Below are 19,504 nucleotides of genomic sequence, written 5' to 3'. Positions count from 1 at the left end.
TCAGGCGTCCTTCTGCTTGGTGCCGAAGATCTTGTCACCGGCATCGCCCAGGCCGGGGATGATGTAGCCGTCGTCGTTGAGGCGCTGGTCGATCGAGGCGGTATAGATCTGTACGTCGGGGTGTGCCTTGTCGACCGCGGCGATGCCTTCCGGCGCAGCGACCAGGACCATGGCGCGGATATCCCGGCAACCGGCTTTCTTCAGCAGGTCGATGGTGGCGATCATGGAGCTGCCGGTGGCGAGCATCGGGTCGATGATCAGGGCCAGGCGCTGATTGATTTCCGGCGCAAGTTTTTCCAGGTAGGTGTGCGCTTCGAGGGTTTCCTCGTTGCGCGCAACGCCAACGGCGCTGACCTTGGCACCTGGAATCAGGCTGAGCACGCCATCGAGCATGCCGATGCCCGCGCGCAGGATCGGTACGACGGTGATCTTCTTGCCGGCGATCTTCTCGACCGGTACCTTGCCGCACCAGCCTTCTATCTCGTAGGTCTCGAGCGGCAGGTCCTTGGTGGCTTCATAGGTGAGGAGGGCACCGACTTCCTGGGAGAGCTCGCGGAAATTCTTGGTGCTGATGTCGGCGCGGCGCATGAGGCCGAGCTTGTGGCGGATCAGCGGATGGCGGATCTCACGGGTAGGCATAGAGGGGGCTCCGGAGGGCGGGCAAAAAAACGGCGCTAGATTAATCTATTCAGTCACCTGTGTCGTGCGTCATTCTGGACGTTAGTCCATAAACGCTTGATCTGGGACCGGCGGATGCGTACCTTTGCCCGCTTTTCTCATTCGCAGCCCCCTTGGAGAGCGCCATGTCCGCCGATCTCGAGCACATCCGTCAAGTCATGCAAGAGGCCGACTGCCTGTACACCGAAGCGCAGGTCGAGGCGGCCATCGCCAAGGTCGGCGAGCAGATCAGCCAGCGCATGGCCGAGACCAACCCGGTCGTATTCTGCGTGATGAACGGCGGTCTGATCTTTGCCGGCAAGCTGCTCACCCACTTGCAGTTCCCGCTGGAGGCGTCGTATCTGCACGCAACCCGCTACCGTAACCAGACCAGCGGCGGTGAGCTGTTCTGGAAAGCCAAGCCGGAAGTGTCCTTCATCGACCGTGACGTGCTGATCGTCGATGACATTCTCGACGAAGGTCATACCCTCAGCGCCATCATCGAATTCTGCAAGCATGCCGGCGCGCGCTCGGTGCACACCGCGGTGCTGATCGACAAGGATCACGACCGCAAGGCCAGCCCTGATCTCAAGGCCGATTTCGTGGGACTGCCGTGCGTGGATCGCTACATCTTCGGTTATGGCATGGACTACAAAGGTTACTGGCGCAACGCCAATGGGATCTTCGCTGTCAAAGGCTTGTAATCAGGCGCCACTCGACGGGCGGCGCATGGTCGTTGCCTGTCAGGTGGGCCGCAATGATGCTGAGATTTATCTTATAGCTTTTGAATCTCTGTGAAGCTGATGGCCTCATCGCGGGACAAGCCCGCTCGCCACCGGGGATGTGTCTTAGCTACACCGGCTGGCGAGCGGGCTTGTCCCGCGATGAGGCCATCAGCTTCACAGATGCCTTAAAAGTTTTAGCATTAAAGTTAAGGATATTTCCTGGCTGTCCGGCATTGGGTCTCCGGTCAGCTCGGCCGATTGCACAGGAACCGTCTTGCCCCGTGCTAGAGTGCCTCTCCATTGCCAATGGAGCTGCCCATGCGTGCGATTCTTCCTTTCTTGCTGACGGTCAGCCTGCCGCTTTGCGCGGCGCCGCTGCACAGTCAGTTCCTGCCGCCGGATGACCTCGCCTTGCGCCAGGAAGCGCCCGAGTCCCAACAGTTGCTGCAGATCACCGATTACTCGGTAGTCGTTGGCGCCCAGCGCACGTCCAACCAGCAACCCATTCCTATCACTTCGTCGCTGGTGATGCGCCTGAAGGGCAAGCCCTTGAGCAAAGGTGCGACGGTAAGCCAGGTGCTGGTCAGTTTCGATGGTGATGGAAGCAAGAGTCTCAAGAAGCCGGTCTACGATGAAAAATCCAAGACCTTGAGCCTCAATTATCCAATTGGCGATTACCGAGTGATCATGGACTTGCTGCGCAACGAGACCTTGTACGTACAGTTCCTGAGCTATCCCAACGGGCATGTCTGGGCTGACCTCCATACAGGAACGGTACGTACGCGTTGAGGCTCGTGGGCGGCGAGGGGTAAACTGCCGGCCTTCGTAACATCCGTGATGGCCTAGTGGAGTCGGCAATGCGTAAAGACAAGAAACAGGTAATTGGTGACGAGATCAGCGACGACTACGTGAAGTCGTTCCTCCTTTACGAGCCTGCCGATGGTGTGACCTCGCCGTCGATGCATAAAATGATCAAAGCCTACCGTGGCCTGCGCATCGATGACTTCGAGCGTTTCATCGGGTTCTTCGTCGAAGCGGGTCTGGACCTGGACGGCAAGGACGAGCATGGCAAGACCTTCGTCGAGGTCATCGGCGACCAGCGCATGGCTCCCGACTACATCGAGATCATCAACAAGGCGCGCGGCTGATCCGTCAGCCAAAAAAAACGCCCCGAGGGGCAATGCCAGTCAGTTAAGCCCCACAATCTGCAATTAAGGCTGCTTCGCATCCCTTCGCGGGCAAGCCCGCTCCCACAAGTTGAGCGCTGAATTCAGGAACTGCGCACTTCTTGTGGGAGCGGGCTTGCCCGCGAAGGGGTGCGAAGCAGCCCCATTGGCCTTAACTGACCAGCATTACCCCAAGGGCGTTTTTGTCGGTGCCGCCTAGGCGTAGTGCTCGGCCGGGCTGCTTTCGACGAGTTCCAGCGCTTCGTCGTTCGCCTCGCTGATTTCGCGGTACAGCGCGGCGTCGGTCGCCAGGATCTTCTCGCGAGCCGGGAAGATTTCCTTGAGCTTGCCGGCCCATGCGCCCTTGGTCTGCTCCGGGAAGCAGCGTTCGATCAGATCGAGCATGATCGATACCGTCACCGAGGCGCCAGGCGATGCACCCAGCAGGGCCGCGAGGCTGCCGTCCCGGGCCGAGACCAGTTCGGTGCCGAACTGCAGGACGCCGCCTTTCTTCGGATCCTTCTTGATGATCTGTACCCGTTGCCCAGCCACTTCCAGACGCCAGTCCTCGGCCTTGGCTTCTGGGTAGAAGCGGCGCAGGGACTCCAGGCGCTGTTCCATCGACTGCATGACTTCGCTGACCAGGTACTTGGTCAGGTCCATGTTGTCACGCGCCACGGCCAGCATCGGGCCGATGTTGCCCAGGCGTACCGAGAGCGGCAAGTCGAGCAGCGAGCCATGCTTGAGGAACTTGGTGGTGAAGCCCGCGTAAGGGCCGAACAACAAGGATTTCTTGCCGTCGACTACCCGCGTGTCCAAGTGCGGCACCGACATGGGTGGCGCGCCCACCGCAGCCTGGCTGTAGACCTTGGCCTGATGCTGCCTGACGATTTCGGGGTTGTCGCAGCGCAGCCACTGGCCGCTGACCGGGAAGCCTCCGAAACCCTTGCTCTCTTCGATGCCGGACATCTGCAGCAGCGGCAGGGCCGCGCCACCGGCGCCGAGGAACACGAAGCGGGCATCGACTTCGCGAGTGCCGCCGCTGTTGATGTCCTTGATGGTGACGGTCCAGCCGTTGGCATTGCGGCTTAGGCCGGTCACCTTCTTGCTGTACTTGACCTGGGCATCCGGGGTGTTGCCCAGATGCTTGAGCAGCTTGTTGGTCAGCGCGCCGAAGTTGACATCGGTGCCCTTCATGACGCGCGTGGCCGCGATGCGCTGGTCCGCGGGACGGCCCGGCATCATCAGCGGCATCCACTGGTTCATCACGGCATTGTCTTCGGTGTATTCCATTTCCGCGAAGGCATGGTGCTGCTTGAGCAGTTCGTAGCGCTTCTTGAGAAAATCGATACCCTTTTCGCCCTCGACGTAGCTCAGGTGCGGGACCGGGTTGATGAACGCGCGCGGCGAGCCGAAGCTGCCCTGACGGCTCAGGTAGGCCCAGAACTGTCGGGAAACCTCGAACTGACTATTGATGAGTACCGCTTTCTTGATGTCGATGCTGCCATCGGCGGCCTGAGGCGTGTAGTTCAGCTCGCACAGGCCGGCGTGGCCGGTGCCTGCGTTGTTCCACGGGTTGGAGCTTTCCGCGGCACCCGAGTCCATCGCCTCGACGACTTCCAGCTTGATCGTCGGGTCGAGCTCCTTGAGCAGTACGGCCAGGGTGGCACTCATGATGCCCGCGCCTACCAATACCACGTCAACTGATTCGTTCTGCGCCATTAACGCGTCTCCACAATCTACAGCACCTAATTGACAGCATAGGACCCCTGGAATATCCGGGATCGCCATGTCCGATACTTCGCAGTTGTTTCACGTTCACGGACATCGCCAACCTGTCTGGGCATTCATCGTATTGAACGCCGTTTGCCGTCGGTGCGGCAATTCGACTTATGGTCAAGGATGGCCGTCATGCGTCAGCCTCAGGCACGCATCCGGGATGAGCGCTGTTGCCAGCTGCTAAGGGCTGTTTGGTACATATCTGTCGCTTTTGCACATGCCAGATTGTTCATTTGCTCGCCACACTCTTGTGAAGTTGTGAAACCCGTTTTTTCACGCTCTTTTGGAGACGTGAACCTCAAAAGGGATTGCGCGTTGGCAATCCACAGGTTCTTGCGTGCAGCAGAAGGCCGGAAATACAGGCGCATCGGCCAAGGCAAGACCTGGAGTGGAAGGCTCTCTGTGGGCGAAGCGGAGGGTGCCGATAGGTTGCAGCGGCGTATAGCAGGGCCCGATCAGGAGACGTCCTTATAATCGGGGGGAGATTATAACGATGTCTCGGGCAGAAAAGGTCGTTATTCGTGCTTTTATTGTCGCTTTTATCAGGCGGGGAGGCTGCGCTGGTGCCATCGGCGCCTTGCGCGAGCGCATACCCGAGCGCTGGCAGGTAGTGGGGCGCCCAGCCAACTGAGCCGGGTTTCGTTGACCTGGACCCAGCCATTGCCGCTCGGCGGCTGGATGCATGCCTTGAAGGCAACGCATTTGCCGTCGGCGTCGAGGCGCGCATAGGCAGTGTGGCGCGAGCGTTTGAATAGCAGCGACCAGAGCGAAGTCATGGCGAAGGGTTCCGTTTGACGTGTCTGTGATGAGGATAAGCGCCCGCGCGTTAAACCATTGTGACAGCGCGCTTGACCCGATGGCTGGTAGGGAGCGGCCTGGGTATACTGTGGCCCTTTGCGGCTTACTCCGGAGAAATGCGCATGTTGCAACGTCTGTTGTTCGGTTTGATCGCGGTGGCCAGTCTGAGTCTGGTCGGTTGTGCCCACAGTCCGCAGCAACTCAGCCCGCAGCCCAAGCTCAACGCCCAGCTGGCGCCGGTCGGTCAGGGGCAGCAGGTGGTCGTGAAGGTAGTCGACGGTCGTCCATCCCCATCACTGGGGACACGGGGTGGCCTGTATCCCGAAACCAGCACCATCTCGGTCTCCGGCAACGACGTAGTGCCCAAGCTGCAGGCGCAGGCCGAGGCCGCGGTACGCCTGCTCGGTTTCACTCCGACAGCGAACGCCTACAATGCGCCGCAACTGACCATCACCCTTGCGGAGCTGAAATATCAGTCGCCCAAGGACAAGATGTACGTGACCGAAGCCACGATCGGCGCCACTTTCCGTGCCGATGTAGCCAATGCCGGTCGTCGCTACAGTGGTCGCTATGGCGCCTCGCTCGACCAGCGCTTCGGCATGGCGCCGAACCAGGAGACCAATACCAAGCTGGTCGGTGACGTACTGAGCGACGCCCTGACCCGCCTGTTCAAGGATCAGACTATCGGCCAGGTCCTTTCCGAGCGCTGAAATTTGCCTGCATGAAAGCCCGCGCCCTGATCCAGGTCGCGGGTTTTTTTATGGTTCTTCATGGATCGCTGGGAAACACCGGGTTCAAGCAGCATCAACCTGAAAACCCAGCTGGCCTGTCGTTAGTCGACTGCTGGTCGCAAAAGGAGGGCGAGGGATCGAGGCTTGGGTAGAATGCCGGGCTTTGCCGTGTCATTCCGAGGTTGTGCGATGTCCTTGCAAGTGCTTTGGGGGCTTCTGGCTGCCCATCCGGCCAAATTGATCAATGTGTTGGCCTTGCTGTTCACCTGCCCGGGCGGTCTGCTCCTGCATAGCGCTCGTCGCCGCGAAGCCGTGGTCCGGCAACACCTGGCAGTCGATGATGCAGTGGTCGACACCTTTGGCCAGCGGGTACCACGCTTCTACTACGTCCTCGGGTTTTCGTGCCTGGCGCTCGCGCTGTTGCTGTCCTGGTTCAGTACTTGGGTGTAATCGTCCGACTGGGTCGTCGTGCGAGGGCGTCAGCCGCCTGTGCAAGCGCCAGGCAGCGGCTCGTGGAAAGATGTTGGAACAGGGATCTTGGGCGGGACGAAACGTGTTCCTGTCCCGCGCGTATCAGGTGTATGCCGCCATGACCATTTCAGGCGGCACACGCCATGAAGCTGCCCTTAGGCGCCCAGACCCTGGGCTTGCTGCGCCTTGACCTGGTATTGATTGCGCACAGGTGTCGCATACTGCTGGATCAAGTACGGGCGATGTTCGGCTGGGCAGAGTTCCAGGCGCCGTTGCCATTCGGCCTTCGCACGCGCGAGCTCGTCGGCGGGAAACAATTGCTCCGCCTTGGGCACCTGCAGTGTCGCGTTCGCTTCGCTCCAGAGCGCATACGCCAGATAATGCACCGGGAAGAGCCGGTAGCCACCGAGGATCTGCTGGTCGATTTCCACGGCCAATTGCTTGGTGTCCTCGAAGAACCGTGTCACTGGCTGGGCGAAATTGATATGCACTCGGCCCTTGTAGCCGGTGATGCCCAACGCAATGCTGTTGTCGTCCTCGCCGGGCGTCTTCTTGTACGTGCCGGTCGTGGCGCGGATATACAACTCGCGGGCCTTGGCCTGATCGCACGGGTCGTATTCATAGCTGATCGATACCGGGGTCAGGTTCAGGCCCTGGATCACCGCGCCGAACGGCTCGTCCTTGCGGCTCATGTGGAACATCTTGAGGATGGCCGAATCGGTCCGGTCGTCGCCGTCCTTGGCCCGGCCTTCGGCCTGGGCGATCCAGATCGAGACGCAGTCGTTGCGGATCGAATGGTTGATGTATGCCGACAGCAATTGATACGCCGCCAGCTTCTCGCGACGTCCGCTGATCGAACGGTGGACGATGAAGCTCTTGTTCAGGCGCATCAGGTCGCTGACGAACGGCTTCTGCAGCAGGTTGTCGCCAATGGCGATACGCGGGGTCGGCAGACCGGCGTGGTACACCGCGTAGTTGACGAACGCGGGATCCATGACGATATCGCGATGGTTGGCCAGGAACAGATAGGCGCTCCCGGACTTGAGCTGCTCGACGCCGGAATAGGTCACGCCGTCGGTCGCGCGATCGATGGTCTGGTCGACGTAATGCTCGACCTTGTCCTGCAGGGTCGAGACGCAACTGACGCCGGCGAACTCCTGGCGCAGGCGCCGTGCGATCAGCGGCTTGAGCAGCCAGCCGAACGCGCCGGCGGCACGCGGGAAGCGGAAGTGAGTGAGGATATCGAGGAATGCCGGGTCGCTGAGCAGGCGTGCCAGAACGGCAGGGACCTCAGCGTCGTCGTAGGGTCGGATGGCATCGAATTCGCCCATCATGCTCTCTTGTTGGAAACGGCTAGGGTAATAAGGTAAGGGCCGGTCCGAAAAGTACGGACACGCCAAGGGCCTGTAAACAGATCGCCGATTATACGCACAAGTCACCGCGGAGGCCGCGATGCTGGAAAACGAGACCTACTATTGTCCTTATTGTGGTGAGCCGGTCGAGACCACGGTCGATCTCTCCGGGGGCGACCAGCAATACACCGAGGATTGCCAGGTCTGCTGCCAACCGATCATCTTCATCCTGCAGGTACAGGGCGACGAGTGGATGCTCGACGTCAGGCGCGAGGATGATGCCTGATGCGGCGGATCTACGAACCTGAAAGCCTCATGGAGGCCGAAGTGTTGATTCTCATGCTGGCCAGCGAAGGTATCCCCGTGCATCTGGTCGGGCGCGACTTGATGGGTGCCATGGGCGACCTGCCATTGCAAGGGGTGCTGGGCCTGGTGGTCGACGACGAGCAGGCCGGGTGCGCACGGCAACTGATCGACGCGTACAATGCCGCCCAGCCACTTGCTGGCGACGAACCGGAGAGTTTTCCCGGAACCCTGATTTGCTAGGTTGTATATCGCCATGTGTGGACGCTACGCCCTGTTTCGCTGGTCCCCGGCCTTTGCTGCATTGCCGGGTTTTCCAGTCGGGCATCAGGCGCAATGGAATATCTCGCCCGGCGCCCAGGTGCTGATCCAGCGCCAGGTCGAAGGCGCGCCGGAGCTGGCCCTGGCCCGCTGGGGGCTGACCCCGCCCTGGTTGACCGACCTCTCGCGCACGCCGGCGCATGCCCGCGCCGAAACCCTTGCCGAGCAACCGATGTTCCGCGAAGCCCTGCGCTTGCGACGCTGTCTGATGCCGGCCAACGGTTTCTACGAATGGCGCGGCAGTGCCCGCAAACGCCCCTACTGGCTGACCCCGGGCGAGGGTGCTTCCCTGTTCTTCGCGGCGATATGGGAGGCTTATCCGGTCCAGGAACAGGTCTGGCTGAGTTGCGCCGTCGTCACCCAGGCCGCGATGAACCAGCGCAGGCCATTGATTCTCGACGAAGCGGCGCAGGCCGCCTGGCTCGATCCGGCGACGCCATTGCCACGAATCCAGGAACTGCTGGCGCGCCCTCCGTCGACTCTTCGGGAACGAGTGCTGGCCAATTTCGTCAATGATCCCAAGCTCGATGGCCCGGAGTGCCTGACTCCGGGTTAATGGATTCGGGTTGGCCCATGGCCGACGGTGTCCTGAAAAGGGCGAGAAATCTTCCTCGTGGTTATAGTCCTGGGTGCAATCTCGGCCTAGGATACGCGGCATGTAAAAAGGAGTGTGTTCATGCGTAAAACATTTTTGGCCGGCCTGCTGGGTGCCAGTGTCGTACTGGGCGGCTGTCAGGCGGTTAATACGACCAGCGGCGGCTCCGTCGGCGTCGAGCGCAAGCAGTACATGTTCAGCATGCTGTCGACCGACCAGGTCAATCAGATGTATGCCCAGTCGTACCAGGAGACCCTGGGAGAAGCTTCGAGCAAGGGTGACCTGGACAAGACCAGTGCCAACGCCAAGCGCGTCCAGGCCATTGCCAACCGCCTGATCGCCCAGGCCCCGCAGTTCCGTCCGGATGCGGCCCAATGGCAGTGGGAAGTGAACCTGATCAAGAGCGACGAGCTCAACGCCAACTGTGGGCCTGGAGGCAAGATCTTCGTCTACAGCGGTCTTATCGAGCAGCTCAAGCTGACCGATGACGAGCTTGCCGCGGTGATGGGGCATGAAATTGCCCATGCCCTGCGCGAGCATGGGCGCGAGGCCATGTCCAAGGCCTATGGTGTGCAGATGGCTCGCCAGGGTGCGGGCGCGTTGCTTGGTCTGGGGCAAGACAGTCTCGCCCTGGCCGATACCGTCGTGCAGTACTCTCTGACCCTTCCTAACAGCCGGTCCAACGAAAACGAAGCCGACCTGATCGGCCTTGAGCTTTCGGCTCGGGCCGGGTACGACCCGAATGCTGCCATCACCTTGTGGAACAAGATGAGCCAGGCATCGGGTGGTTCTCAGCCGGAGTTCATGAGTACTCACCCGGCGTCCTCCAGCCGGATCGCTTCCTTGCAGGCGGCGATACCGAAGGTGATGCCGCTTTACGAGCAGGCCAGGAAGTAAGGTTACGGTTTCACTGGAAGAGCAGGTTGGCGCGCTACACACGAAGCTGCTCTTGCTCTGGCTGTTGATCTGCCAGCCCCGCTCGGCCTGCTGGAATGGGGCGGTAGATCAAGATCTACAGCGACAGCAATAGATCTGGATAACCAGGTCGCTCACGTTTCGGACGAGTCGAGCAGCGCTCTCAACCCACCCAGCCGCTAGCCTGCATCGCCGAATAAACCGCCACTCCCGCCAGAACAAAGAAGGCCGCCGAAGCCAATCGCCGTATCAAGGTAAGCGGCAACTTGTCCGCCGCAAAATTCCCCGCCAGCACGACCGGCACGTTAGCAATCAACATCCCCAGCGTCGTCCCGATAATGACCATGATCAGATCTGGGTACTGCGCCGCGAGCATCACGGTAGCGACCTGCGTCTTGTCCCCGATCTCGGCGAGAAAGAACGCAATCAAGGTCGTCAGGAATGGCCCGAACCGGCGAGCCGCGCCAGCTTCGTCATCGTCCATCTTGTCTGGCACAAGCGTCCAGAGCGCGGTCGCGGCAAAGCTGGCGGCAAGTATCCAGTGCAGCACCGTCGTACTGAAGAAACCACTGACCCAGGCCCCCACCGCGCCCGCCGCTGCATGGTTGGCCAAGGTGGCGGCGACGATGCCGGCAATGATCGGCCAGGGCTTGCGAAATCGAGCTGCAAGAATGAGCGCCAGCAACTGCGTCTTGTCACCGATTTCGGCAAGCGCGACAACTGCGGTTGGGATAAGAAGAGATTCCAGCATCAGGTTTCCTAAAGGGGCGGGTCGACACGGCTATGACACGTACGACCTTCCCGCCCCGGGTAAGGTGTGCGTGTCATAGGTCTTGTCAAACCTGGATCCGTCTGCGCGGACCGCGGGTCGCACGCGCCATGGCCTGTGGGCCAAGTATGTTGACGCGTGCCGGGCGAGCAGGGTGCTCGCGGGAGACTACTCCCCTAGGACGGAGCGGATTCTGCCTAGGCAAATCCGTTTCGGCAAGCCTTGTTTTAAGCGCGTGTCGCCTGGTAAATCCTGAAACCGTTCGCTTCGGCTCGGGTTGTACAGGTTCCCAGCGCGTTTTCGATAAGCGGCTGATAGCGTAGGAAGCTGTTGGCTACGAGTCTTAGTTCACCACCTTTTCGAAGATGATCGCGTGATTTTTGCAGCAGGCTTTCCGAAGCGTGATAGTTGGTATGAACGCCTGTGTGGAACGGTGGGTTACTCAGGATAACGGCCAGCTCGGAGGGCGCCGCATCGATACCGTCGCCACTGATGACCTCTGCTTCCAGGCCGTTGGCGGCAAGTGTCAGGCGACTGCTGGCCACGGCGAACGCATCGACATCCAGCAGGGTGAGCTGACTGTCCGGGTAACGACGCTTGACTGCCGCGCCAAGCACTCCGGCTCCGCAACCGAAATCCAGCACTGGCCCGACCGGCAGGTGATCGAGGTGTTCCAGCAGCAGGGCCGTGCCGCGGTCAAGGCGACCGTGGCTGAATACGCCCGGCAGGCTGACAACCTGCAAGGGGCCATCGATCAGGGGTAGCTCGAAGCGCTCCGCCAGGTCTTCCAGCGCCTTGGGCTCTGGCGCGTGCTCCACCGTGACCTTCCAGAGCTGACAATGACGGGCGCTGTCGAGCTTGCGCGGCGTGCCGAAGGCGTGGAGCTGCTTGGCGGCGCCTTCGATACCTCCGCGCTTTTCGCCCACCAGATACAATTCGCGCCCGCCCAGGCGGGACGCCAGGGCATTGAGCAGGTAGGCCGCGAGATCGCGCGACTTGGGCAGGAACAGCACCGCTGCCTCGAAGGGCACCTCCGGCACGGTCACGCCATGGTGGCTACGACCGGCGAAGCGGCTGTCGAGCTGGGCCTGGTCACCCGCGTGCCAGCTCCAGCCATTGGCGCCCGCCAGGTGCCCGAGCAGGTCATCTGCGGGCAAGCCGGCAAGCAGCAAGGGGCCTTGAAACAGTTCGGCCTGGCGAAGCAGCACTTCACTGCGCGGGTCCATGGGCAGCGCCTCCTGAAAAAAGTGGCGCAGTTTAGCAGAGGCCAGAGGCGTTTAGCTGACCACTCGCCGTGCCTGTCCGGCAAAGAACGCCTGTGCATTCTCGACCAGTTGCCCGACGATGCGTTGGCGAGACTCCACCGCGCCCCAGGCGCTGTGAGGCGTGACGATCAGTCGAGGTACGCTCGCGTCCAGCAGAGGGTTGCCATCGACCGGCGGCTCGACCGTCAGCACGTCCGTAGCGGCGCCACCCAGATGACCACTGCGTAGCGCGTCGGCCAGTGCCTGCTCGTCGATCAGGCCACCGCGAGCGGTATTGACTACCAGCGCGCCTGGCTTGAGCAGCGCCAGCTCGCGCGCGCCGATCATGTGCCGGGTCTGTTCGGTGAGCGGGCAATGCAGGGTCAGCGCGTCGACCTGCGGCAGCAACGCTGCCAGCGGCAGCCGGTCATCGCGGGCCGGGCGACCGGGGATCTGCCCGCTTAGCACGCGCATGCCGAAGGCTTCGGCCAGGCGGGCGACTGCACCACCCAGCTCGCCGTGACCCAGCAGGCCCAAGGTCTTGCCTTCCAGCTCGACGATAGGGAAATCCAGCAGGCAGAACTGGCTGGCCTTTGCCCAACGGCCTTCGGCGACCGCCCGCTGGTAGTCGCACAGGCGCGTGGCCAGTGCCAGCAGCAGCGTCAAGGTGTGCTGGGCGACCGAAGGCGTACCGTAGCCCTGGCAGTTGCACACCGTGATGCCCTGGGCTCGCGCGGCTTGCAGGTCGACGTTGTTGGTGCCGGTGGCAGCGACCAGGATCAGTTGCAATTGAGGGTTCGCCGCTAGGGTTGCGGCATCGAGCATGACCTTGTTGCTAATGACCACTTGAGCATCTTGAACGCGTGCGGCGACCTCGGCCGGGGAAGTCGCCGGGTAGCATTGCAGGCTGTCGAACTGGTTTTCGAGGGCACTGAGGTCGAGATCACCCAGATCGAGGGACTGGTGGTCGAGGAACACGGCACGTCGCGGGCTTGGCATGGGAACTCCGGTGGCAGTGGGAAGACAGACTTCTGTGGCATGGGAGTTTCGCGGGCGCGGGCAAAGAGCGTCAATGTCTTTCCCGAAACGCAATTGGCAGGCAACTGTACCTGTCGCCTTTGGCTACCAAGGGTTAGTCTGGGATGTCTGTATCCAATTATTGCAAGGAGCCTGCCCCATGTACTGGGCTGAATTTCTCACCGTTGCCCTCATTCACCTGCTGGCCGTAGCCAGTCCAGGCCCGGATTTCGCCGTCGTGGTTCGCGAAAGCGTGGCTCATGGGCGACGCGCCGGTACTTGGACCGCCTTGGGCGTAGGGACCGCGATCTTCGTGCATGTCGGTTATTCGCTGCTGGGCATCGGGTTGATCGTGTCCCAGTCGATCGTGCTGTTCAATGCGCTCAAATGGCTGGCGGCGGCCTACTTGCTGTACATCGGTATCAAGGCCCTGCGTGCGGGTCCAGCCAAGGCGGGTGCGGATCAGACAGCGGTAACGGAAACCGCGCGCAGCCCTCGCGCGGCTTATGTTGCCGGATTCATGACCAATGGCCTGAACCCCAAGGCCACATTGTTCTTTCTGTCCTTGTTCACCGTGGTCATCGACCCGCATACCCCTCTGCTGGTGCAGGCCGGCTACGGCGTTTACCTGGCAGTGGCGACCGGCTTCTGGTTCTGCCTGGTAGCCATGCTGTTCAGCCAGCAGCGTGTGCGTGCAGGTTTCGCCCGCATGGGGCACTGGTTCGACCGGGCCATGGGGGCCGTGCTGGTAGGCTTGGGCATCAAGATTGCCTTTACCGAAATGCATTGAAGGTTGCTGGGTTTGGCGGGAGGAAGGCGTCACTTCGTCCGCGCCCACTGATGCCCGACAAGTTCGGGCATGACTCATACCTGCACAAGTCGAATCATTCCTTCGGCTGATTTGGCCTGCTGTGCTCCGCTCTAGAGTAAGGTCCTGATTTGCCACGGCTGTACGCCAGAAAAGGGACTCCCATGCTGCAGACTCGCATCATTGCGCCTACCGAAGGTGCCTATTCCTTTCCCCTGCTGATCAAGCGCCTGTTGATGTCTGGCAGTCGTTACGAAAAGACTCGCGAGATCGTCTACCGCGACCAGCTGCGCTTTAGTTACCTGCAACTGAACGAACGCATCGCCCGCCTGGCCAATGTGCTGAGCGAGGCGGGCGTGAAGGCCGGTGATACCGTGGCGGTCATGGACTGGGACAGTCATCGCTACCTGGAGTGCATGTTCGCCATCCCGATGATCGGCGCGGTGGTCCACACCATCAATGTACGCCTCTCGCCGGAGCAGGTGCTCTACACCATGAACCATGCCGAAGATCGTTTCGTGCTGGTCAACAGCGATTTCGTCGGTCTGTACCAGGCGATCGCCGGTCAGCTGACCACGGTAGAAAAGACCCTGCTGCTGACCGATGGCGAGGACAAGACTGCCGAGCTGCCCGCCCTGGTCGGCGAATACGAGCAACTGCTCGCCGCCGCGAGCCCGCACTATGACTTTCCGGACTTCGACGAGAATTCGGTTGCCACCACCTTCTACACGACCGGTACCACAGGCAACCCCAAGGGCGTGTACTTCACACACCGCCAGTTGGTCTTGCACACGCTGGCCGAGACGTCGGTGACCGGTAGCATCGATAGCGTACGCCTGTTCGGCAGCAACGATGTGTACATGCCCATCACGCCCATGTTCCACGTACATGCCTGGGGCATCCCCTATGCCGCTACCATGCTCGGGCTCAAGCAGGTCTATCCGGGACGTTACGATCCTGAATTGCTGGTCGAGCTATGGCGCAAGGAAAAGGTGACCTTCTCCCACTGCGTACCGACCATCCTGCAGATGCTGATCAACTGCAAGGCCGCGCAAGGGCTGGATTTCGGCGGATGGAAGATCATCATCGGCGGTAGCGCGCTCAACCGGGCCCTCTACGAAACCGCCAAGGCTCGCGGCATCCAGCTCACCGCTGCCTATGGCATGTCGGAAACCTGTCCGTTGATTTCCTGCGCGCACCTCAATGATGAACTGCAGGCCGGGACCGAAGAGGAGCGAATCAGCTACCGCATCAAGGCAGGCGTACCCGTGCCATTGGTCGAGGCCGCGATCATGGATTGCGAGGGCAACTTCCTGCCCGCCGATGGCGAAACCCAGGGCGAACTGGTGTTGCGCGCGCCTTGGTTGAGCATGGGCTACTTCCGCGAACCGGAAAAAAGCCTGGAGCTGTGGGAGGGCGGCTGGCTGCACACCGGTGACGTGGCCACCCTCGACAGCATGGGCTTCATCGACATACGCGACCGTATCAAGGATGTGATCAAGACAGGCGGCGAATGGGTGTCCTCGCTCGACCTCGAGGACCTCATCAGCCGGCACCCGGCGGTCCGCGAGGTGGCCGTGGTGGGTGTGGCGGACCCCCAATGGGGCGAACGACCCTTTGCCCTGTTGGTCGTGCATCCGTTGCAAAGCATCGATGCGCGGGCGCTCAAGGAGCATCTCAAGCCATTCGTCGAGCAGGGCCATATAAACAAATGGGCGATTCCGAGTCAGATCGCCCTTGTTACGGAAATTCCCAAGACCAGTGTCGGCAAGCTGGACAAGAAGCGTATCCGGGTGGACATCATCGAGTGGCAGGCCAGTAACAGTGCCTTTTTGTCGACCTTGTAGCAGTCGGAGACGCGAGGCTGCCTGATAGGCGAAAACCCCATTCCAGACAGTCGCGCGCCTTGTCTAAAAATGAAATTGCGCCATTCTTCCTTGCAGTTGGCCAACAGGTCGACATTTCGGGCAGGGCGGTCACGGAAAGCGCAAATCACACTTTAGAGGGATCTAGCGCATGTGCCCGCTGGCTATAGTCGAGTCAGGGGATTTTCAGGGAGTGGCTTGCCGCCATGCGCGTGCAAGCCGCGTTCGCCAAGGCCTGCTGCCTTGCAGTCGGATGAACGCAGCGTTCCTGGAAGGACTCACTGCCATAACAAAAAGTACATGGAGTAGCGTCGATGACATCTGCAAACCTGTTCTGGCGCCGGGCCAAGCTGCCTCTGGCCGTCAGCCTCGCTTCCACGCTCGCCGGGCCTGCGTTCGGCGTCAGTTTCAACATCGGGGAAATCGAAGGCCAGTTCGACTCGTCGCTCTCCGTGGGCGCCAGCTGGTCGACCGCCAAGCCGAACGAAAACCTCATCGGGGTCAACAATGGCGGCAAGGGCCTATCGCAGACCTCGGACGATGGCCACCTCAACTTCAAGCGCGGCGAGACCTTCTCCAAGATCTTCAAGGGTATTCATGACCTGGAACTCAAATATGGCGATACCGGGGTCTTCGTCCGCGGCAAATACTGGTATGACTTCGAGCTGAAGGACGAGGGCCGCGAGTTCAAGGACATCAGCGATTCCAACCGCAAGGAAGGCGCCCAGTCTTCGGGCGCGGAACTGCTCGATGCCTTCGTCTATCACAACTACTCCATTGGCGATCAGCCGGGCTCCGTGCGCTTTGGCAAGCAGGTGGTGAGCTGGGGTGAAAGTACCTTCATCGGCGGGGGCATCAACTCAGTCAACCCGATCGACGTGTCTGCCTTCCGCCGTCCTGGCGCCGAGGTGAAGGAAGGCCTGATCCCGGTCAACATGTTCTACGTCTCCCAGAGTCTGACCGACAACCTGTCCGCCGAGGCCTTCTACCAGATCGAATGGGACCAGACGATCGTCGACAACTGCGGCACCTTCTTCTCCCAGCCGGATATCGTTGCCGACGGCTGTACCGACAACCTGCGCGTGCTCAACAGCAGCCGTGCCGTTCCTGCCGCGGCCCAGGCGTTCCTGGCCGGTCAGGGGGTCGACCTCAACGAGGAAGGTGTCGGGGTAAGGCGTGGGGCCGACCGCGACGCGCGTGACAGTGGCCAGTTCGGCGTCGCCTTGCGCTACATGTACGAGCCCCTGAACACCGAGTTCGGTGGCTACTTCATGAACTACCACAGCCGCGCGCCGATCTTCAGTGCCACGGGCGCCGCCCCCGGGGTCTTCCGTGGCGTTGCCGCATTACCGGCACAGCTGCGTGCCCTGGCGCCGCTGATCGTCGCGGGCAACTCCGAGTACTTTATCGAGTACCCCGAGGATATCCGCCTGTATGGCCTGAGCTTCTCCACCACCCTGCCTACCGGTACGGCGTGGAGCGGCGAGGTCAGCTACCGGCCCAACGCGCCGGTGCAGTTGAATACCACCGACATCCTGTTCGCCGGGGTGCGACCTCTGGGCGGGGCCTTGAGCAACGCCTCGCTGCTCACAGGCGTGCCTGGCCAGGACCTGCACGGTTATCGCCGCAAGGAGATCACCCAGTTCCAGACCACCCTGACGCACTTCTTCGACCAGGTGATGGGTGCCAGCCGCATGACGGTGGTCGGCGAGCTGGGCGTCACCCATGTCGGCGGCCTGGAGAACGCGCGCGAGACCCGTTATGGCCGAGACCCTGTCTACGGGCCCGGTCCGTTGCCCGCCACCGGTGGCGCGGACACCTGTCTGGCGCTCAATACCAGCACCATCGCGGGCGCCGGTGCCGGTGCGTCCACGGCGAACCTGAGCCGCAAGTGCGAGAACGATGGCTACACCACCAGTACTTCATGGGGCTACAGGGCGCGTGTGATCTGGGACTACAACGACGTCTTCGCCGGGGTCAACCTCAGGCCGAACGTGGCCTGGTCTCACGATGTCTCCGGTTACTCGCCAGGCCCGGGCGCCAACTTCGAGGAAGGCCGCAAGGCGATCAGTCTCGGCTTGGACGCGGAGTACCAGAACACCTATACCGCGAACCTGTCGTACACCAACTTCTTCGATGGGAAGTACACCACCGTGGATGATCGCGACTTCGTTGCGCTCAGCTTCGGCGTGAACTTCTAAGCCCACTGATCCAGGACGACATCAGAATGAATACCACCAAGAGTCTGCTGACCGCCGGTGTGCTGGGCCTGTCCCTGCTGGCATCCAGCGTAATGGCCGCGGTCTCCGCCGACGAGGCGGCCAAGCTCGGTTCCACCCTGACCCCGATGGGCGCGGAAAAGGCCGGTAACGCCGACGGCTCCATCGGCCCGTGGCAGCCGTTGACCAAGACTGCGGGCAGTGCCGATGGCAAAGGCTTCCTCTCGGACCCGTATGGCAGCGAGAAACCGTTGCTGACCATCACCGCGCAGAACGCCGAGCAGTACAAGGACAAGCTGTCCCCTGGCCAGCTCGCGATGTTCAAGCGCTACCCCGAGACGTACAAGATCCCCGTGTACAAGACCCACCGCGGCTCCACCGTCCCGGACGAGGTGTTCGCCGCGATCAAGCAGAACGCCACCGCGACCACGCTGATCGGCGGCGGCAATGGCCTGGAAAACTTCAAGACCGCCGTGCCGTTCCCGATACCCAAAAGTGGCGTGGAAGTGATCTGGAATCACATCACCCGCTACCGCGGCGGCAGCGTGAAGCGCTTGGTGACCCAGGCGACTCCACAGCCCAACGGCTCCTACAGCCTGGTGTACTTCCAGGACCAGTTCGTCTTCCGTGATCGGATGAAGGACTACGACGCGCAAAACCCGGGCAACGTCCTGTTCTACTTCAAGCAGGAGGTTACGGCGCCTGCTCGTCTGGCCGGTACCGTGCTGCTGGTGCATGAAACCCTCGATCAGGTGAAGGAGCCGCGCAAGGCCTGGATCTACAACGCAGGCCAACGCCGGGTACGCCAGGCACCACAGGTTTCCTATGACGGCCCGGGTACCGCGGCGGATGGCCTGCGGACCTCCGACAACCTGGACATGTACAACGGTGCCCCTGATCGTTACGACTGGAAGCTCGAAGGCAAGAAGGAGATGTACATCGCCTCCAACAGCTACAAGCTCGACCAGCCGAGCCTGAAGTACGCCGACATCATCAAGCCAGGCCACATCAATCAGGACCTCGCGCGTTATGAGCTGCGCCGTGTCTGGCACGTGGTGGCGACCCTCAAGTCGGGCCAGCGGCATATCTATGCCAAGCGTGACTTCTACATCGACGAGGATACCTGGCAGGCAGCCGTGATCGACCAGTACGACGGTCGTAATCAGCTGTGGCGTGTTTCCGAGGCTCATTCCCAGGACTACTACAACGCCCAGGTGCCGTGGTACACCCTGGAAACCGTCTATGACCTGCAGTCCGGTCGCTATCTGGCGCTGGGCATGAAGAACGAGGAAAAACGCTCGTATGAGTTCGGTGTCAGCGCCACCAAGGCCGACTTCCAGCCAGCGGCGCTGCGCCAGCAGGGGGTGCGTTGAGGTCTTGGCACTGAAATGAGACGGCATGAGGACCGCTGAGGGCATGCCTTTGGATTTTGCAGCGCCCTCGAGACCGAGCGCCGCCCGCGCGGCGCATCGCGCTATGCCTGTCATGGCTTTTGCAGCGTTCTTGAGATCGAGCGCCGCCCGCGCGGCGCATCGCGCTATGCATGTCATGGCTTTTGTAGCGTTCTTGAGATCGAGCGCCGCCCGCGCGGCGCATCGCGCTATGCATGTCATGGCTTTGTAGCGTTCTTGAGATCGAGCGCCGCCCGCGCGGCGCATCGCGGGACAAGCCCGCTCACCACATTTGTTGCAACGTACCATGGCCTGTGAGACTGGAGTTGTCAGCTTTGGTGCATGACGGAAGACTGCATCAAGGCTGTTTTTAGTCAC

Annotated in this window: 20 protein-coding genes and 1 riboswitch; of the genes, 13 read left to right on the top strand and 7 right to left on the bottom strand. The window is 61.3% G+C overall.

Annotation, left to right across the window (positions count from 1 at the left end; translation table 11 throughout):
• Entirely contained in the window at positions 1-639 is a 639-nt protein-coding gene (upp, locus tag G7009_RS09285; RefSeq protein WP_181129698.1) for a uracil phosphoribosyltransferase, read from the bottom strand.
• A gap of 164 nt (positions 640-803) precedes the next feature.
• On the opposite strand from upp, the gene G7009_RS09280 reads away from it, so the two are divergent.
• The 3 genes from G7009_RS09280 (at position 804) to G7009_RS09270 (ending at position 2,530) form a co-directional block, all read left to right on the top strand.
• Positions 804-1,361 (top strand): hypoxanthine-guanine phosphoribosyltransferase, encoded by a 558-nt coding sequence (locus tag G7009_RS09280; RefSeq protein ID WP_181129697.1) that lies wholly within the window; start codon positions 804-806, stop codon positions 1,359-1,361.
• Between the two features lie 339 nt (positions 1,362-1,700).
• The gene (locus tag G7009_RS09275) at positions 1,701-2,171 is read left to right on the top strand and encodes a hypothetical protein (RefSeq protein WP_181129696.1); all 471 of its coding nucleotides are present in this window, start codon (positions 1,701-1,703) and stop codon (positions 2,169-2,171) included.
• A gap of 68 nt (positions 2,172-2,239) precedes the next feature.
• On the top strand, positions 2,240-2,530 hold the full coding sequence (locus G7009_RS09270) for a PA4642 family protein (protein ID WP_181129695.1): 291 nt from the start codon (positions 2,240-2,242) through the stop codon (positions 2,528-2,530).
• A 234-nt stretch (positions 2,531-2,764) separates the two neighbouring features.
• Here G7009_RS09270 and mqo read toward each other — a convergent pair whose 3' ends face one another.
• Complete coding sequence (gene mqo, locus G7009_RS09265) at positions 2,765-4,270, bottom strand: malate dehydrogenase (quinone) (protein ID WP_181129694.1); 1,506 nt, start codon at positions 4,268-4,270, stop codon at positions 2,765-2,767.
• Positions 4,271-4,869: 599 nt separating this feature from the next.
• On the bottom strand, positions 4,870-5,103 hold the full coding sequence (locus tag G7009_RS09260) for a hypothetical protein (RefSeq protein WP_181129693.1): 234 nt from the start codon (positions 5,101-5,103) through the stop codon (positions 4,870-4,872).
• 144 nt (positions 5,104-5,247) lie between these two features.
• Between G7009_RS09260 and G7009_RS09255 the strand changes: the two genes are divergently transcribed.
• Positions 5,248-5,835 carry a YajG family lipoprotein gene (locus G7009_RS09255; protein WP_181129692.1) on the top strand — a complete coding sequence of 196 codons (588 nt, stop codon included), beginning with the start codon at positions 5,248-5,250 and terminating at the stop codon, positions 5,833-5,835.
• 210 nt (positions 5,836-6,045) lie between these two features.
• Positions 6,046-6,306 carry a hypothetical protein gene (locus G7009_RS09250; protein WP_181129691.1) on the top strand — a complete coding sequence of 87 codons (261 nt, stop codon included), beginning with the start codon at positions 6,046-6,048 and terminating at the stop codon, positions 6,304-6,306.
• Between the two features lie 176 nt (positions 6,307-6,482).
• Here G7009_RS09250 and G7009_RS09245 read toward each other — a convergent pair whose 3' ends face one another.
• Positions 6,483-7,658 (bottom strand): 1-acyl-sn-glycerol-3-phosphate acyltransferase, encoded by a 1,176-nt coding sequence (locus G7009_RS09245; RefSeq protein WP_181129690.1) that lies wholly within the window; start codon positions 7,656-7,658, stop codon positions 6,483-6,485.
• A gap of 121 nt (positions 7,659-7,779) precedes the next feature.
• Here G7009_RS09245 and G7009_RS09240 point away from each other — a divergent pair, with 121 nt between their 5' ends.
• The 4 genes from G7009_RS09240 (at position 7,780) to G7009_RS09225 (ending at position 9,795) form a co-directional block, all read left to right on the top strand.
• On the top strand, positions 7,780-7,965 hold the full coding sequence (locus tag G7009_RS09240) for a CPXCG motif-containing cysteine-rich protein (protein ID WP_181129689.1): 186 nt from the start codon (positions 7,780-7,782) through the stop codon (positions 7,963-7,965).
• Complete coding sequence (locus G7009_RS09235) at positions 7,965-8,225, top strand: putative signal transducing protein (protein ID WP_181129688.1); 261 nt, start codon at positions 7,965-7,967, stop codon at positions 8,223-8,225. Before G7009_RS09240 ends, G7009_RS09235 begins: the two co-directional genes overlap by 1 nt.
• 13 nt (positions 8,226-8,238) lie before the next feature.
• Positions 8,239-8,859: an SOS response-associated peptidase gene (locus tag G7009_RS09230; RefSeq protein WP_181129687.1), complete on the top strand. Its 621-nt coding sequence runs from the start codon at positions 8,239-8,241 to the stop codon at positions 8,857-8,859.
• Positions 8,860-8,979: 120 nt separating this feature from the next.
• Positions 8,980-9,795 (top strand): M48 family metallopeptidase, encoded by an 816-nt coding sequence (locus G7009_RS09225; protein WP_181129686.1) that lies wholly within the window; start codon positions 8,980-8,982, stop codon positions 9,793-9,795.
• Between the two features lie 181 nt (positions 9,796-9,976).
• Here G7009_RS09225 and G7009_RS09220 read toward each other — a convergent pair whose 3' ends face one another.
• The 3 genes from G7009_RS09220 to G7009_RS09210 form a co-directional block, all read right to left on the bottom strand.
• The gene (locus tag G7009_RS09220) at positions 9,977-10,561 is read right to left on the bottom strand and encodes a TMEM165/GDT1 family protein (protein WP_181129733.1); all 585 of its coding nucleotides are present in this window, start codon (positions 10,559-10,561) and stop codon (positions 9,977-9,979) included.
• A gap of 90 nt (positions 10,562-10,651) precedes the next feature.
• A riboswitch (yybP-ykoY riboswitch) is annotated at positions 10,652-10,771 on the bottom strand.
• A 38-nt stretch (positions 10,772-10,809) separates the two neighbouring features.
• A complete protein-coding gene (locus tag G7009_RS09215; RefSeq protein WP_181129685.1) occupies positions 10,810-11,808 on the bottom strand; it encodes a class I SAM-dependent methyltransferase in 999 nt (332 codons plus the stop codon).
• Between the two features lie 51 nt (positions 11,809-11,859).
• Complete coding sequence (locus tag G7009_RS09210) at positions 11,860-12,825, bottom strand: 2-hydroxyacid dehydrogenase (RefSeq protein ID WP_181129684.1); 966 nt, start codon at positions 12,823-12,825, stop codon at positions 11,860-11,862.
• Positions 12,826-13,003: 178 nt separating this feature from the next.
• Here G7009_RS09210 and G7009_RS09205 point away from each other — a divergent pair, with 178 nt between their 5' ends.
• The 4 genes from G7009_RS09205 to G7009_RS09190 all read left to right on the top strand — a co-directional run bounded on the left by G7009_RS09205 (position 13,004) and on the right by G7009_RS09190 (position 19,108).
• Positions 13,004-13,633 carry a LysE family translocator gene (locus G7009_RS09205; protein WP_181129683.1) on the top strand — a complete coding sequence of 210 codons (630 nt, stop codon included), beginning with the start codon at positions 13,004-13,006 and terminating at the stop codon, positions 13,631-13,633.
• A 182-nt stretch (positions 13,634-13,815) separates the two neighbouring features.
• On the top strand, positions 13,816-15,498 hold the full coding sequence (locus G7009_RS09200) for a fatty acid--CoA ligase (protein WP_181129682.1): 1,683 nt from the start codon (positions 13,816-13,818) through the stop codon (positions 15,496-15,498).
• A gap of 332 nt (positions 15,499-15,830) precedes the next feature.
• On the top strand, positions 15,831-17,717 hold the full coding sequence (locus tag G7009_RS09195) for a DUF1302 domain-containing protein (protein ID WP_181129681.1): 1,887 nt from the start codon (positions 15,831-15,833) through the stop codon (positions 17,715-17,717).
• 26 nt (positions 17,718-17,743) lie between these two features.
• On the top strand, positions 17,744-19,108 hold the full coding sequence (locus tag G7009_RS09190; RefSeq protein WP_181129680.1) for a DUF1329 domain-containing protein: 1,365 nt from the start codon (positions 17,744-17,746) through the stop codon (positions 19,106-19,108).
• The last annotated feature ends 396 nt before the right edge of the window (positions 19,109-19,504 follow it).

This window comes from Pseudomonas capeferrum, assembly GCF_013523055.1.
Taxonomy (GTDB): Bacteria; Pseudomonadota; Gammaproteobacteria; order Pseudomonadales; family Pseudomonadaceae; genus Aquipseudomonas; species Aquipseudomonas capeferrum_A.
Note: the sequence above shows the minus strand (reverse complement) of the source record. Positions and strands in the feature narration are given on the sequence as shown.